The sequence below is a fragment of the Streptomyces sp. enrichment culture genome, assembly GCF_964273145.1.
Classification (GTDB): domain Bacteria; phylum Actinomycetota; class Actinomycetes; order Streptomycetales; family Streptomycetaceae; genus Streptomyces.
On record NZ_OZ186873.1, the window covers coordinates 2,290,076 to 2,304,796 of the forward strand.

15 protein-coding genes are annotated in these 14,721 nt (G+C 75.6%); 5 read left to right on the top strand and 10 right to left on the bottom strand.

The window, feature by feature from the left end; genetic code table 11:
• Window positions 1-41: 41 nt before the first annotated feature.
• The 6 genes from ACSU6Z_RS10325 to ACSU6Z_RS10350 all read right to left on the bottom strand — a co-directional run bounded on the left by ACSU6Z_RS10325 (window position 42) and on the right by ACSU6Z_RS10350 (window position 5,836).
• On the bottom strand, window positions 42-1,070 hold the full coding sequence (locus ACSU6Z_RS10325; protein WP_437044665.1) for a glycoside hydrolase family 6 protein: 1,029 nt from the start codon (window positions 1,068-1,070) through the stop codon (window positions 42-44).
• A 109-nt stretch (window positions 1,071-1,179) separates the two neighbouring features.
• Window positions 1,180-1,848, bottom strand: coding sequence for a class F sortase (locus tag ACSU6Z_RS10330; protein WP_437044666.1), 669 nt, complete (start codon window positions 1,846-1,848; stop codon window positions 1,180-1,182).
• A 2-nt stretch (window positions 1,849-1,850) separates the two neighbouring features.
• Complete coding sequence (locus tag ACSU6Z_RS10335) at window positions 1,851-2,393, bottom strand: hypothetical protein (RefSeq protein WP_437044667.1); 543 nt, start codon at window positions 2,391-2,393, stop codon at window positions 1,851-1,853.
• Window positions 2,394-2,555: 162 nt separating this feature from the next.
• The gene (locus ACSU6Z_RS10340) at window positions 2,556-3,335 is read right to left on the bottom strand and encodes an HAD-IIA family hydrolase (protein ID WP_437044668.1); all 780 of its coding nucleotides are present in this window, start codon (window positions 3,333-3,335) and stop codon (window positions 2,556-2,558) included.
• A 274-nt stretch (window positions 3,336-3,609) separates the two neighbouring features.
• Complete coding sequence (locus ACSU6Z_RS10345; protein WP_437044669.1) at window positions 3,610-4,467, bottom strand: hypothetical protein; 858 nt, start codon at window positions 4,465-4,467, stop codon at window positions 3,610-3,612.
• Window positions 4,468-4,564: 97 nt separating this feature from the next.
• On the bottom strand, window positions 4,565-5,836 hold the full coding sequence (locus ACSU6Z_RS10350; protein ID WP_437044670.1) for an ROK family transcriptional regulator: 1,272 nt from the start codon (window positions 5,834-5,836) through the stop codon (window positions 4,565-4,567).
• A gap of 56 nt (window positions 5,837-5,892) precedes the next feature.
• On the opposite strand from ACSU6Z_RS10350, the gene ACSU6Z_RS10355 reads away from it, so the two are divergent.
• The 3 genes from ACSU6Z_RS10355 to ACSU6Z_RS10365 all read left to right on the top strand — a co-directional run bounded on the left by ACSU6Z_RS10355 (window position 5,893) and on the right by ACSU6Z_RS10365 (window position 8,690).
• Window positions 5,893-6,984, top strand: coding sequence for a Gfo/Idh/MocA family oxidoreductase (locus ACSU6Z_RS10355; protein WP_437044671.1), 1,092 nt, complete (start codon window positions 5,893-5,895; stop codon window positions 6,982-6,984).
• 41 nt (window positions 6,985-7,025) lie between these two features.
• Window positions 7,026-7,526, top strand: coding sequence for a heme-degrading domain-containing protein (locus tag ACSU6Z_RS10360; RefSeq protein ID WP_437044672.1), 501 nt, complete (start codon window positions 7,026-7,028; stop codon window positions 7,524-7,526).
• 288 nt (window positions 7,527-7,814) lie between these two features.
• The gene (locus ACSU6Z_RS10365) at window positions 7,815-8,690 is read left to right on the top strand and encodes an LLM class F420-dependent oxidoreductase (RefSeq protein ID WP_437044673.1); all 876 of its coding nucleotides are present in this window, start codon (window positions 7,815-7,817) and stop codon (window positions 8,688-8,690) included.
• Between the two features lie 196 nt (window positions 8,691-8,886).
• Here the strand turns inward: ACSU6Z_RS10365 and ACSU6Z_RS10370 are convergent, their stop codons facing one another.
• The 4 genes from ACSU6Z_RS10370 to ACSU6Z_RS10385 form a co-directional block, all read right to left on the bottom strand.
• The gene (locus tag ACSU6Z_RS10370) at window positions 8,887-9,744 is read right to left on the bottom strand and encodes a fumarylacetoacetate hydrolase family protein (RefSeq protein WP_437044674.1); all 858 of its coding nucleotides are present in this window, start codon (window positions 9,742-9,744) and stop codon (window positions 8,887-8,889) included.
• Between the two features lie 159 nt (window positions 9,745-9,903).
• Window positions 9,904-10,617, bottom strand: coding sequence for a YidC/Oxa1 family membrane protein insertase (locus ACSU6Z_RS10375; protein WP_437044675.1), 714 nt, complete (start codon window positions 10,615-10,617; stop codon window positions 9,904-9,906).
• Between the two features lie 121 nt (window positions 10,618-10,738).
• Window positions 10,739-11,050, bottom strand: a complete 312-nt coding sequence (locus ACSU6Z_RS10380; RefSeq protein WP_437044676.1) for a DUF6412 domain-containing protein — start codon at window positions 11,048-11,050, stop codon at window positions 10,739-10,741.
• Between the two features lie 253 nt (window positions 11,051-11,303).
• Entirely contained in the window at window positions 11,304-11,831 is a 528-nt protein-coding gene (locus ACSU6Z_RS10385; protein WP_437044677.1) for a winged helix-turn-helix transcriptional regulator, read from the bottom strand.
• Between the two features lie 141 nt (window positions 11,832-11,972).
• Between ACSU6Z_RS10385 and ACSU6Z_RS10390 the strand changes: the two genes are divergently transcribed.
• Together ACSU6Z_RS10390 and ACSU6Z_RS10395 are read left to right on the top strand one after the other, a co-directional pair.
• The gene (locus ACSU6Z_RS10390) at window positions 11,973-13,436 is read left to right on the top strand and encodes an MFS transporter (protein ID WP_437044678.1); all 1,464 of its coding nucleotides are present in this window, start codon (window positions 11,973-11,975) and stop codon (window positions 13,434-13,436) included.
• A gap of 180 nt (window positions 13,437-13,616) precedes the next feature.
• On the top strand, window positions 13,617-14,636 hold the full coding sequence (locus ACSU6Z_RS10395; protein ID WP_437044679.1) for an SEC-C domain-containing protein: 1,020 nt from the start codon (window positions 13,617-13,619) through the stop codon (window positions 14,634-14,636).
• The last annotated feature ends 85 nt before the right edge of the window (window positions 14,637-14,721 follow it).

Sequence of the window (14,721 nt, forward strand, 5' to 3'; positions counted from 1 at the left end):
CGCCCCTGTGGAGGGGGCGCCCCCGCTCGCGTGCGATGCCCCTAGCGGCCGGCCCGGGCCAGCTTCAGCGCGTACTCCTCCCACCACTGCCCGGCCTTGGGGCCGCCCTTGCACTCGCCGTCCGACTCGCCCGGCCGCTTGATCCACAGGTAGGCGTCGACCAGCGGGTCCGCCGTCCTCGTCGTCGGTGTCTCGCCCAGCGCGCGGCCCGGCGGGTTGCACCAGCGCTCGCCCGGATCCCCTCCGGTGTAGGGGCCGTTGCCGTTGCGGCTGGTGTCGACGACGAAGTGCTTGCCGCCCACCTTGGCGGAGAGCTCCTTGCCGTAGGCGATGGAGTCCTCGGTGGTGTAGAAGTTCGAGACGTTGACCGAGAAGCCGTCGGCCTGCTCGATGCCCGCCCGCTTCAGCGGCTCGAAGATCTGGCCGGGCTCGCCCCAGCCGGCGTTGCCGGCGTCGAGGTAGACCTTCGTGTTCCTCAGCGCCGTCAGCTTGGCGACGGCGCCCTTGAGGAGGTCGTAGCGCTCCTCGTGGAACTCCTGGGGCGTGCAGCCGTCCACCAGGTGCAGCACGGCGTCCGGCTCCAGGATCACCGTGGCGGAGCGGTCGCCGATGCCCCGGGCCACCCCCTCGATCCAGGAGCGGTAGGTGTCGCCGTCGGCGGCGCCGCCCTGCGAGTACTGGCCGCAGTCGCGGTGCGGGATGTTGTAGAGGACGAGCAGCGCGGTGCGGCCCGCCTTCGCGGCGGCCTCGGTCAGGCCGCGCACCTGCCGCTCCGGGTCGTCCGGGGTGACCCACTCGGCGACCGGGTGCTCGGCGATCCGGCGGATCAGCCGGGCCTCCTCCTTCTTGCCGGCCTCCTCCAGGGCCGCGACCTGCCGGGCCGCGGTGCCGTCGGGGTTGACCCAGAACGGGTCGTCCCCCTTGGGCTGCTGGGTGATCCGGGCTCCCCGGTCCTCACCGTCCTCCCCTCCCCCGGAGGAGGAACAGCCCGCGATCAGCAGTGCCGCCCCCAGCACCATCGCGGACAGCCGCGTCGCGGCCGACGGTCCGGCCCCCCTGCTGCCGTACATCCAACCCCCCTTGGGTGTACCGTTCCGAGTCTCAATCCTGACATACGCCGTGGGCACCCGCGTGCCTCCAGGTCTCCGGTGCGCACGGCGAGCGGACGGTTCCCGCGGTTCACGGGCCGGTCCCGGTCAGGTACGCGGAGACGACCACGTTCGCCGTGTAGCCGCCGGCCGCCCGGTCGAAGGCGCCGCCGCAGGTGATCAGCCGCAGTTCGGCCCGTCCCGGGGCGCGCGGCCCGTAGGCCTGGTGGGCGTCGAAGCGGTCGCGGGAGAGGACCCGGACGTCGTCGACGGTGAACTCGGCGACCTCGTCGTCGGCCCGGAGCACCCGGACGGTGTCGCCGGGCTTGAGCGTGCTCACCTTGTGGAAGACGGCGGGCCGGGTGTCGGTGTCGACGTGACCCACCATCAGCGCGGTGCCGGCCGCGCCGGGCGTCGCGCCGGCGGCGTACCAGCCGACGGAGTCCGCCCGGCCGAAGGGCGGCGGGTCGAGGGCGCCCCGGGCGTCGAGGCCGCGGGCCACCACCGGCGCCCGGACGCCGAGGCCGGGGATGTCCAGGCGTTGCGGGAGCGCCGCGCCGAGCGGCCGGTGCGGCGGCGGCAGGGTCGCGTCGGGTGGCCGGCCGGCCGCCGCCATGTCGCCGGTGGCCGGTCCGAGGACGCCGCCCCCCGGTCCCCCGGTGGTGGCCCGGCCCCACAGCCACAGCCCGAGCAGCAGCACCGCCCAGGCGACGCCGGTCACCAGCCGGCCGGTGCCGCGGGAGGGTTCCTGGCCGGACATGGTCACTCCGTTCCGGGGCGCCGGCGGGCGCCGCGCAGCGCGACGGCCACCGCGGCGGCCCCCGTGAGGAGCAGGCCGGTCACGGTGTGCGCCGCGCCGGGGCCGGCCGTGCGGCCGTCGTCGTCGGCGGCGGTGGTGAGGCGGGCGCTGCCGCCGCCGCCCGCGGCGACGGGGGCGACGGGTGAGGCGGGGACGGCGGACGGGGGTGTCCTCCCGGCCACCGTCAGGGTGTCGGTCCGCCGGGCGGCGCCGCAGCCGACCTTCACCTCGTGCACGCCGGCCGTGGCCGTGGAGCGGACGCGGCCGGCGCCGACGAGGATGCCGTCCGTGCCCACCAGGGCGAGCCGTACGTCCGAGACGAAGGCCGTGGAGACGGCGACGGCCGTCCCGCCGGTGCAGCCGGCGACGCGGAGCGTGACGTCGGTGCCGGGGGCGGGGGTGGCCGGGGAGACCGAGACCCGGCCTCCGTCCGCCGCGTACGACGCCGGGGCGAGCAGCGCGGCGAGCGCGGCTCCGGCGCAGAGGGTGGCGCTGAGTGAGCCCATCGTGTACCTCCCGTTGACCGGAGACTCCCTCGCGGGCCCCGCTCCCGCATCCGGTGCGGGGCGGGGTTGCTCCGAACAGGTGGCGATGGGGGATGGCAGGTTTCAGATCCGGCCAGAACTCATCAGGACCACTCAGAACCGGTCAGGTTCGGACAGCCGGAGTCAAATCCGTTCGACGAGGTCCGCGATGGAGTCCACGACCTGGGACGGCCGGTAGGGGAACTCCTCGATCTGCGCGGGACCGGTCAGGCCGGTGAGCACCAGGAACGTCTGCATCCCGGCCTCGATGCCCGCCAGGACGTCGGTGTCCATGCGGTCGCCGATCATCGCGCTGGTCTCGGAGTGGGCGCCGATGGCGTTGAGGCCGGTGCGCATCATCAGCGGGTTGGGCTTGCCCGCGAAGTACGGCTTCTTGCCGGTCGCCTTGGTGATGAGGGCGGCCACCGCACCGGTCGCGGGGAGCGGGCCCTCGGTGGAGGGGCCGGTCTCGTCGGGGTTGGTGCAGATGAAGCGGGCGCCGCCGTTGATGAGCCGGACCGCCTTGGTCATGGCCTCGAAGGAGTAGGTGCGGGTCTCGCCGAGGACGACGTAGTCGGGGTCGTGGTCGGTGAGGACGTATCCGATGTCGTGCAGGGCGGTGGTCAGGCCGGCCTCGCCGATGACGTACGCCGAGCCGCCGGGCCGCTGGTCGTCGAGGAACTTGGCGGTGGCCAGCGCCGAGGTCCAGATCGACTCGATCGGCACGTCCAGGCCCATGCGGCGCAGCCGGGCGTGCAGGTCGCGCGGGGTGTACATGGAGTTGTTGGTCAGGACCAGGAAGGGCTTGCCGGACTCCCGCAGCTTCTTGAGGAAGGCGTCGGCCCCGGGGATCGGCACTCCCTCGTGGATGAGGACGCCGTCCATGTCGGTGAGCCACGATTCGATGGGCTTGCGGTCTGCCATGTGCTGCGAACTCCTGGCGTGCGTACGGACGAGGGACGGGGGCGCCGGAACCACGGCGTACCGACGCCCCAGCCTAGCCAGGGGAGCGCGGCGGCCCTGATCCCGTCGATCACCCGTCACCGGTTGTCCGCCCCGGCGCACCGAAAACGGGAGCTCGCGTTCGAAGCGGGGCCGAGGACGGTGGCGGTGGCGGAGCACCCGGACCCCGCACCGGGGAGTGGGCCCTGGCGGCGCGCCGGGCCGCCCCTCGCTCCGCGGCGCCCGCGGGGGCCCGTCAGCGGCGCCTGCGGGCCAGCAGGACGGCCGTGGCGCCCGCGGCGACGAGCAGGGCGGCGGTCGTCAGCGCCGGGAGGGCGCGGCCGAGCCCGGTGCCGGCGAGCTGGTCGGCGAAGGGGAACCGGCCGTCGGGGACGGTGGGGGTGAGGCTGGGGAGGAGGGCGGGCGCGGACGGTTCGGCGGGCGATCCGGTCGACGGCGCGGCGGACGGTTCGCCGGATCGTCCGGCGGACTCGACGCGGAAGCGGTAGTCGTTCGACTGGCCGACCCAGTCGCCGTCCTCCTTCCGGCGCTGCACGATCGCGGCGTTGGCGGTGACCTCGTCGGGGGCGGCGCCCGGGGCGATCCTCAGGCGCACCGTCACCGTGAGGGTGCGGCCGGGCCCGACGGTGAAGCCGGGGAAGCCGTCGCCGGCGAACGCGCCGACCAGCTCGTCCGCGTCGGTCGCCGTGAGGCGGACGGGGTGGAAGCGGGTGCCGTCGTGGAACTCCAGACGGATCCGCGCCGGGTCCGGGGACCGCCGTCCGTCGACGAGGACGACGACGGGGTGGATGCCGGAGCAGGTGCGGGTGGTGGTGTTGGTGAGGTCCAGGTACCAGGTGCCGTGGCCGCCGCCGGCCGCGTAGACGGCGGGACCGCCGTGGATGCGGGAGGTGAGGGGGAAGGCGCGGTCGTCGGGGGCGGCGCAGGCGGGGGCCGGGGCGGGGGCCGGGGAGTCGGTGCGGGTGCCGGTGGGTACGGAGGCGGGGGCCGGGGTGTGCGCCGGGGCGGGAGCCGCCGCGGTCGTGATCGTGACCGTGGCGAGGAGGGCGGCTGCCGCCACCGGGCGGGGGGACACGGGCGTACGCAGTCGCATGAGCACATGAGCGTCCCGGAGGTTCCGGGCGGCGGGAACCGCCATTCGGGGTGATGGCCCCCGACGGCCCCGCGCCTCCACCCGGTCGGCGGAGCCGTCAGGCGTCCCCCCGCCCGAACAACGGCGCGAGCAGCAGCTGGGCCGCGCCCTCCGCGACCCCGCGCGCCCCGCCGGGCGCGGTCCGCACCGGTACGGCACCCGCGCGCCCGCCCTCGCGCCGGGCGCGCGCGTCGAGGACGGCGCCGACCCCGCGGACGAACACCTCGGGCGCGGCGGCCACGGTCCGGCCGCCGAGCAGGACCAGGTCGATGTCGAGCAGCCCGGCGAGGTTGGCGGCGCCCGCGCCGAGCACCCGGGCCGCCTCGTCGAGGTCACCGCGGGCGACGGCGTCCAGGCACAGGGCCTCGACGCAGCCCCGGCCACCGCACGTGCAGGGCGGTCCGTCCAACTGCACGACCTGGTGCCCGAACTCGCCGGCCCCCGTCCGGGCCCCCCGGTGCACGCTCCCGCCGATCACGAGCCCGGCCCCCAGCCCCGTACCGAGGTGCAGGTAGGCGAAGGAACCGCCCGAACCGCCCTCGCCGCCGACCGCGAGGCCGAGCGCGGCGGCGTTGGTGTCCTTGTCGACGACGACCGGCATCCCGAGCCGCCGCGCCAGCGCGTCCCGCAGCGGGAAGCCGTCCCACTCGGGGAATCCGGTGACCCGGTGCAGCACCCCGCGCGCGTGGTCGAGCGGGCCGGGGAGCGCGATGCCGAGCCCGAGGAGGGAAGGGGGCGCGGGAAGGGGGATGCCTCCGGAAGGGGAGGCGGCCCGGGGGAGGGAAGGGGAGCCGGGGAGGGAGGGGGAGCCACAGGCGCCCGGCCGCAGCACCTCCGCCGCCAGCCCTTCCGCCACCCGGGCCACCGCCGAGACCACGGCCTCCGCGCCGGCCCCGAGGTCCAGCGGCGCCCGCCGCTCCCCCACCACGGCGCCGTCGAGGTCGACCAGGACCGCGCGCAGCTCGTCCCGGTCCAGGTGGACGCCGAGGGCGTGCCCCGCCTCCGGGACCAGCCGCAGCACGGTGCGCGGCTTGCCGCCCGTGGACGCGCGGCGCCCGGCCTCGGTGGCGAGGCCGTCCTGCCGCAGCCGTGCGGTGATCTTGCTGACCGCCTGGGGGGTGAGCCCGGTCCGCTCGGCGAGTTCCAGGCGGCTGATGCCCCGCGGGCCGGCGGTGCGCAGCAGGTCGAGCACGAGGGCGGTGTTGTGGCTGCGCAGCGCGAGCAGGTTGGCGCCGGCCGCCCCGCGCCGCACGCCGGGCGCCGCGCCCGCCGCTCCGCCCGCATCACGCGTACCGCCCGTACCGCCCGCGCCACCGTTCGTACCGTTCACCTCCCCATTGTCGCTTCCGCTTGCACTTTGGCAACAGCGTTGCGAAAGTGGGGGGCATGACTGGTACTTCCCCCGGCACCCCCGCGCGCGGCCCGCTCCGCGTCGGCCTCGTCGGCTACGGCCTGGCGGGCTCCGTCTTCCACGCCCCGCTGATCGCCGCCACCGAGGGCCTGACCCTGGACACGGTCGTCACCTCGAACCCCGAGCGGCAGCGGCAGGCACGCGCCGAGTTCCCGGACGTACGGATCGCCGCCGCCTCCGACGAGCTGTTCGACCGGGCCGCCGAACTGGACCTGGTCGTCATCGCCTCGCCGAACAAGACGCACGTCCCGCTCGCGGCCACCGCGCTCAAGGCCGGCCTGCCGGTCGTGGTGGACAAGCCGATCGCGGGCACGGCGGCCGAGGCGCGCGAACTGGCGGCGCTCGCCGACGAGCGCGGCGTCCTGCTGTCGGTCTTCCAGAACCGCCGCTGGGACAACGACTTCCTGACCCTGCGCAAGCTGCTGGCCGAGGGCGCCCTGGGCGAGGTGTGGCGGTTCGAGTCGCGCTTCGAGCGGTGGCGGCCCAAGCCCAAGGGCGGCTGGCGGGAGTCGGGCGATCCGGTGGAGATCGGGGGGCTGCTGTACGACCTCGGCAGCCACGTCGTCGACCAGGCGCTGGTGCTGTTCGGCCCGGCCACGCAGGTGTACGCCGAGTCGGTGGTGCGCCGCGAGGGCGCGGAGGCCGACGACGACACGTTCATCGCCCTCACCCACGCGAACGGGGTGCGCTCGCACCTGTACGTCTCGTCGACCACCGCCCAGCTCGGCCCCCGCTTCCGGGTACTGGGCTCGCAGGCCGGCTACGTCAAGTACGGCCTGGACCCGCAGGAGGCGGCGCTGCGCGAGGGCGAGCGGCCCGGCCCCGGCTGGGGCGAGGAGGCCGAGCCGCTGTGGGGCCGGGTCGGTTCCGGCGAGTCGCCGCTGACCGGCGGCGGCCGGGTGGAGCCGTCGCTGCCGGGCGACTACCCCGCCTACTACGCGGCGGTGGTGAAGGCCCTGCTGGAAGGCGGACCCAACCCGGTGAGCGCCCACGAGGCCGCCGCCGCGCTGGACGTCCTGGAGGCGGCCCGCCGGTCGGCCCGGGACGGGGTGACGGTGGCCCTGTGACCTCTCCCCGACCAGTCCCCGACCCGAAGGCGGCCCCCACGATGACCACCCCCCACCCGACTTCCGACCCGGCCCCGAGCGTGGAGGAACTGGAGGCGCAGCAACGCCGCCTGGTCTTCCGCCGGTTCACCCACGACGACGCCTGGGCGCTGGGCTCGCTCCTGGTCGAACTGGCCCGGGAGCGGCAGGCCCCGGTCGCCATCGACATCCACCGCGCCGGCCAGCAGCTCTTCCACGCGGCGCTGCCCGGCTCCACCCCCGACAACGACGCCTGGATCGCCCGCAAGCGCCGGGTGGTGGAACGCTACGGCTGCCCGTCCTACCTGGTCGGCGCCCGCTTCCGCGCCAAGGGCACCACGTTCGAGGAGTCCTCGCGCCTGGACCCCGACACCTACGCCGCGCACGGCGGGTCCTTCCCGATCACCGTGGAGGGCGTGGGCGTGGTCGGCGCGGTCACGGTGTCCGGGCTGCCGCAGGTGCAGGACCACCGGCTGGTGGTGGAGGCGCTGGAGCGCTTCCTGGAGCGGTCCCCGGACCGCTAGGGCCTCTCGTTCGGACCGTGCCGGGCTCGCGGGGCCTGGTGCCGTGACCCGCCGCGTTGTCGTCGGTTGCCATGGCTCCGCCATGGCGCCCTCCTCCGCCTTGCGATGCACGGCACCGGGTCCCGCTCCCTGATCCGACCTGATCCAAACGAAAGACCCCAGGGCGATCGGCGCACCGGTCCGCTGCGGCGGGAATCATCGCCGCGCCCCTCCGGTTGGCACGCGGTGTACGAGCAACGACCACGATCGTCACGGCACACGCGCCCGGCCGGAGGGAACGAGAAACCGATGAGCGAGCACGCAGGAAACCTCAAGCAGCAGGTCGGCCGGTACGGCATCTGGAGCGTCGGACTGCGCGCGGAGGACCCCGAGCGGCGGGACGAACGCGCCGAGGCGGTCGCGGAGCTGGAGCGGCTCGGTTTCGGCGCCGTGTGGCTGGGCGGCAACAGCTCCGCCCGCAACGCCGTCCCGCTGCTCCGGGCGAGCGAGCGGATCGTCGTGGGCACCAGCATCCAGAGCATCTGGGAGCACGGCGCGGACGCCGCCGCGGCGGACTTCGCCGAGGTGGAGGCGGCCCACCCGGGCCGCTTCGTCCTCGGTCTCGGGGTGAGCCACGGCCCGCTGGTGACGGACTACCGGCGCCCGTACTCGACGATGGTCGAGTACGTCGACGCCCTGGCCGAGGCGGGCGTGCCCGCCGGCCGCCTGGTGCTGGCCGCGCTCGGCGCCAAGATGCTCCGGCTGTCCCGGGACCGGGCGGCGGGCGCGATCCCGTACCTGGTCACGCCCGAGCACACCGCGCAGGCCCGGGAGATCCTGGGCGAGAACGCCCTGCTGGCCCCGGAGTTCAAGGTCGTCCTCGACTCCGACCCGGTCCGCGCCCGCGCGACCGCCCGCGCCTACCTCGCCCCTTACCTCAAGCTCCCGAACTACGTCCAAAACTTCCTCCGCCTCGGGTTCACCGAGGCGGACGTGACGGGCGGCGGCAGCGACCACCTGGTCGACGCGGTGTTCGCCTGGGGCGACGAGGACGCCATCCGCCGCCGCATCGGCGCCTTCCACGAGGCGGGCGCCGACCACGTCGCCCTCCAGGTGGTGGAACAGGACCCGCAGGACGCCCTGCCCCGCGAGGGCTGGCGCAGGCTGGCCGCCCTGCTGGGGTGAGCGACCCCCTCGGCTTCCCGGCCGGGGCGAGCCGGCCGGCTTTCGGGTTCCCCACCGGGGCGAGCCGGCCGGCGCTTCAGGCCCCCGGGAGGTGGACCGCCCGGCGCTTCAGAGGGCGCGGGGAACCGCGCGACCGGCTCCACGCGGTCCGCGGCCGGAGACCCACCGCGGTTCCCCGCCCCCTCCCGCGGAGCGCCTACGCGTCCTTCAGTTCCTGCCGCTGCCGCCCCAGCCCCTCGATCTCCAGCTCGACGACGTCCCCCGCGCGCAGGTACGGCTTCGGCTCGGGCCGCCCCATCGCCACCCCCGCCGGTGTCCCGGTGTTGATGACGTCACCGGGGTACAGGGTCATGAACCGGCTGACGTACCGCACGACCTCCCCCACCGGGAAGATCTGGTCGGCGGTCGTCCCGTCCTGCTTCAGCTCGCCGTTGACCCACAGCCTGAGCGCGAGGTCCTGCGGGTCGGGCACCTCGTCGGCGGTCACCAGCCACGGCCCGAGCGGATTGAACGTCTCGCAGTTCTTGCCCTTGTCCCAGGTCCCGCCGCGCTCGATCTGGAACTCGCGCTCGGACACGTCGTGGGCGACCGCGTACCCGGCCACGCACGCGAGCCCCTCCCCGGCCGACTCCAGGTAGCGGGCCGTACGCCCGATCACGACCGCCAGCTCCACCTCCCAGTCGGTCTTGGCGGACCCGCGCGGCACGAGCACGGTGTCGTTCGGCCCGACCACCGTGTCCGGCGCCTTGAGGAAGACGACGGGCTCGGCGGGCGGTTCGGCGCCGACCTCGCGGGCGTGGTCGTGGTAGTTCAGCCCGATGCACACGATCTTGCCGACGCGTGCGAGCGGCGGCCCGATCCGCAGCCCCGCCGCGTCCAGCACGGGCAGGTCACCGGCGTCGGCGGCGGCGCGGATCCGGCCGAGCGCCACGTCGTCGGCGAGGAGCGCGCCGTCGACGTCCGGCACGAGGTCCGACAGGTCCCGCAGCGTTCCCTCGGCGTCGAGCAGCGCGGGGCGCTCCGCACCCGCCGTACCGACTCGCAGCAGCTTCATGGTCCAACTCCCTCGATCGCGGGCGGTCCCACCGGCGAGGAGCGGCGGGGTGCGGCCGGCGCAGCCGTCGGAGGACCCGGCCGATCCTCCAAGGTACGGGTGCGCTCCGCAATACCCCGTTCACGTACTGGACCGTAACCGGCGGGCCGAAACCGCTGCTCAGCGGTACAGCACCGCCCGCTCGGCGGCGGCCCACGCCGTGCTGGTCACCACGTACAGCGCGGCGGCCAGCGGTACCACGGCGACGGTGACGAGCGTGAAGAAGGACAGGAACGGCATGACCCGGCCGACCGCGGCCAGCCCCGGCACCCGCTCCCCGTCCCCGGCCGGCACCGCGGGCCGGGCGGCCGTCATCCGCCTGGTCAGCCGGTAGCTGAAGGTGGCGACGGCGGCGACGACCGCGAACAGCCCGGCGTAGACGAGCCCCGCGCCGCCGAACACCCCGCCCTCGCCCAGGGCGTCGGCCCACCGGCCGCCGAGCGGGGCGGCGAACAGCCGGTGCGTGAGCAGTTCGTTCGCCCGACCGCCGATCGTGGTGCTGGAGAAGAGGTGGTAGAGGAGGAAGAAGGCGGGCAGCTGGAGCAGGGTGGGCAGGCAGCCCGACAGCGGCGACACCTTCTCCTCCCGGTGCAGTTGCAGCACGGCCCGCTGGAGCTTCTCGGGGTTCCTCGCGTGCTTGCGGCGCAGCTCGGCGATCTTCGGCTGGAGCGCGGCCTGCGCCTTCTGCCCGCGCGCGGCGGCCCGGGACAGGGGCAGGACGAGGAGGCGTACGAGGGCGGTGAACAGGACGATCGCGGCGGCGGCGGCAGTGGTGCCGAACAGCGGCTGGAGCAGGTCGGCGAGGCGCTCGACCAGGCTGGCGAACACGGACATGGGTGGGTGAGCCCTCCGGGGGTCTCGTCGTGCCGGTGACGGGTGGGTGTGCGGCATGACGACCCGCGCGGGGCACGGCCGGGCGGTGGGACCCGCCGAAGAGGTGTGGTGCAGCCGCGCCCTACGCGGTGGTCGCCGGGAGGGCGCGTCCGGGTGCCCGGGGCCGCCGGCGGCCGGGGGCGTCGGGGTCGCGTTGCGGCAGGAAGGCCGTACGGCGGGCGCGGTCCCGGATCGCGGTGCGTACGCGCGTCGGCGGCACGGCGGGGACGCAGCGGGCGGCGATCACCGCGCAGGCGACGAGCGCGGCCCCGGCCGCGGCGGTCGCGGCGAGGGCGACGGCGGCGGGGAGCGGACCGGCGTCGAGCAGGGCGGCCTGGAGGAACAGGAGCACCGGCACCAGGACGGGACGCGGATCGGCCCAGTCGCGGAACATCGGCGGCCCCCTCCCCTCGATCAGTCGCCCGCACAGTCGTGCGTACGTCAGTTGTACAGCAACTCCCCGTCGGTCCGCAGGCCGTCAACCCCTCAGGCCGCCGACCGGTACGACCGCCGGACCGCCGGGACACCGGGCGGGCGGACCGCCGAAGCGCCGGTCCGCCCGTCCGTCGATCTCACAGTCCGTCAACCCGCCAGCCCGTCAGTCGTCCGCCAACCCGCCAGTCGTCCGCCAGCCCGTCAGTAGTCCGTCAGTCCGGATCGACGGCCAGCGGCTGCAGCAGCCGCTTCGGCCTGAGCAGCGCACGGCTGACCGGATCCGCCGGGTCCGGATCGAGTCCCGGCCCCGGCGCCATCTCGACGTCCGCGACGGGCACGGAGGTTCCGCACGCGGGGCACGCGCCGTACGGGCCGAGCTCGGTACCGCAGTACGCGTGCCGGAAGATCCGCAGGGGGGCGGTGCCGTAGTGCTCGCGACCCCACAGTCCGAGTGCCCACAGGGTCGGCCACAGCGCGACTCCCCGGTCCGTGACGACGTACTCGTCCCGGGGCGGCGACTCCTGGTACCGGCGCCGTTCCAGGATGCCCTCGGCGGTGAGCGCCTGGAGGCGGTTGGCCAGGACGGCGCGCGGGATGCCCAGGTGCACCAGGAAGTCGTTGTAGCGCCGGACTCCGTAGAGCGCGTCGCGGATCACCAGCAGCGTCCACCGCTCGCCGACGACCTCCAACGCGCGGGCGATCGAGCACTCCTGTGTCGCGTAGTCCTTGCCCAGTGCCATGCGGACCACTGTAACCACTCACCGGCATATCGGTTCAGTCAACGAACCATCGCTGCTAAGGTGACGCCCGCACGCCAGTTCATTCATTGAATCGACAAGCGGCCGGCCCCGTGCCGCGGCCTCCGAAAGGACGCACAGGCGATGCCCGACACCGGAACCGACCCCACCGCAGCAGCCGCCCCGCCCCCCGCCCCCGCCGCACGGGAGGGAACCTGCGAAACCGGTGGACCAGGCAGGCAGGACGGGCCGACCGGACCGGGCGGGTCCGCCGAACGGCCCCCGCACCCCGGCCGCACCCTCGCCCTGACCTGCGCCGCCACCGCCACGGCCCTGATGATCTACACGGCGCCCATGGTCACGCTCCCCGCCACCGCCGCCGCCCTGCGCACCCCGCCGTCCGCCCAGGCCTGGCTGCTGAACGGCACCCCGCTCGGCCTGGCCGCCGCCCTGCTGGTGGCGGGCAGCCTCGCCGACGACCACGGCCGCCGCCGGATCTTCACGGCGGGCACGCTGGCCCTCGGCGCCACCTCCCTCCTGAGCGCCTTCGCGACGACGACGTGGCTGTTCACGGCGGCCCGCGTCGCACAGGGCGCGGCGAGCGCGGCCCTCCTGGCCGGCAGCCTCGGCCTGCTGGCGCACGCCTTCCCGACGCCGGGCGGACGTCTGCGGGCGACCGGCGTGTGGGGCGCGTGCGTCAGCGGCGGCATCGCGGTGGGCCCGCTGTTCACCGGGGCGTTCCCGAGCTGGCGGGCGGCGTACGCCGTCCTGGGCGCCGCCGCCCTGCTCCTGGCCGGGCTCGGGGCGCGGGGACTGGCGGAATCCCGCTCCCCGCGCGGCGGCCGGCCGGACCTCGCCGGGGCGCTGGCCTTCGGAGCGGCGCTGCTCTCGCTGGTGGCGGCACTGACCCTGGGCCGGGACGGCTGGCTGCGCGCCCCCGTGGGCGCACTGCTGGCGGCGGCCGTCCTGCTGCTGGCCGCGTTCGCCCTGCTGGAACGCCGCGCGGACGCACCGATGATCGACCTCGCCCTGCTGCGCCGCCCCCGCTTCCTGGCCTCGTCCGCCGGCGGCCTGTTCACGGGCCTGGGCGTGATCGGCCTGTTCAGCTACCTGCCGGCGCTGCTCCAGCAGGCCCTGGGGCTGTCCCCCATGGACACGGCGTGGCTGTTCCTCATCTGGTCCGGCCTGTCCTTCGCCGTCGCCCTCCAGGCCCGCCGCCTCGCCGGCCGCGTCCCGCCCCGCCACCAGCTCGCCCTCGGCTTCGCCCTGCACACCGCCGGCGTCCTGGCCATGCTGGGCGCGGTCGGCGCCGGCTCCTGGCCGCGCCTCCTGCCCGGCCTGGTCGTCGCCGGGACCGGCAGCGGCCTGCTCAACGCCACCCTGCCCCTGCTCGCGGTGGAGTCGGTCCCGGCGGCGCGGGCCGCGATGGGCTCGGGCGCCCAGCAGACCTTCCGGTATGTCGGTTCCTGTGCCGGGGTCGCCCTGACGATCGCCGTGGCGACCTCGGCGGACGGCCCGGGCCCGGGCGCGGACCTCGCCCTGTGGGTGTCTGCGGCCCTGGGGGCGGCGGGGGCGGCGACGGTGCTGGGACTGCGGGAACGGAGGTGAGCGAGGGCGCCGCGGGTCCGTGAGGACGGGCCGGGTACCTGCGAGGACGGAGCCCACGGACGTGCGGGGACGCGGCCGGAAACCCACGGAGACAGGCAGGTACCCGCCATCCTCCGGGGGTACGGTCCCGCCCCCGCCGGTACCTCACCTTTGTCACCGCTCGGCAGTACGGTGTCCCCCATGCGCCCCGACACGCCTGCCGAGAACGTCGACCACACCGCCGAGGCGGCACGCCTGGAGCGGACCGCCGGCCTCTACCCGGAGGACTCCGAGGCCCTGCTCCTGCGGGCCGCCGCCCACCTGGAACTGGCCGGCGACCGCCCCGCCGCGACCAAGCTCTACGACCGCCTGCTGTCCACGCCCGCCGCCCTGGAGAACCCCGCCCTGGTGCGCGCCCTGAAGGCGTCGAACCTCTGGGAGTACGGCCACGAGGCGGAGGCCCGGGCCATCATCGAGGGCATCCGCACGGCGGCCCCCCGCGACCCGGCCCCCTGGGTGATCGCCGCGGAGGCCCTGGAGGCCCACGACGAGCTGGAGGCGGCCCACGAGACGTTCACGGAGGGCGCCCGCCTCCTCCTCACCGACGTACCGGAACCCCCGTACGCCACCCGCCCCCTCCTCGTCGGCCGCCACCGCGTCCGCCGCATGCTGGGCGTGCCCCACGACCAGTGGGACGCCCTGGCGGACACCCTCCACTCGATGCCGGTCTCCCTGGACGAGCTCCACGACCCCAAGCGGGTCTGGTCCCTCGGCTCGGACAACCCGGCGGAGCTGGAGGCGGAGATCTCCCGCCTGCGCGCGGAACTCGGCGCCTACCGCGAGGCCCTCTCCCGCCCCTTCCCGGTCGCGATGCTCCACTGGCCGGCCGACGAACTGGCCGAGCTGGTCGCCGCCTACCCGGAGCTGGCCGCGGAGTACCCCTCCCACGAGGAGCACCTGGCCACGCTGGAGGCGGCCCTGCGCGAACTGGCCGCCTCCGGCACCGCGAACCTGGGCACCGTCACGGGAACGGTGCCCTCCTACGAGGCGTTCGCCGCCTCGGAGGGCGCCTCCCCGGCCGACGCGACGCTGCTGCCGCAGTACGCGACGGTCCTGGCGGCCCGGGGCAGGGCCGCGGCCTGGCCGCCGGAGCGGGGGGCGGGGTGCTGGTGCGGGTCGGGGCGGGGGTACGGGGAGTGTCACGGCGCCATGCTCTCCTGACACCCCCACCGATGGCGCGGCCTGACCGGGTCCTTGGGTCCGACGGACCCCGGTCGGTCGGGGCACAGGTCTACGCCCCCATCGC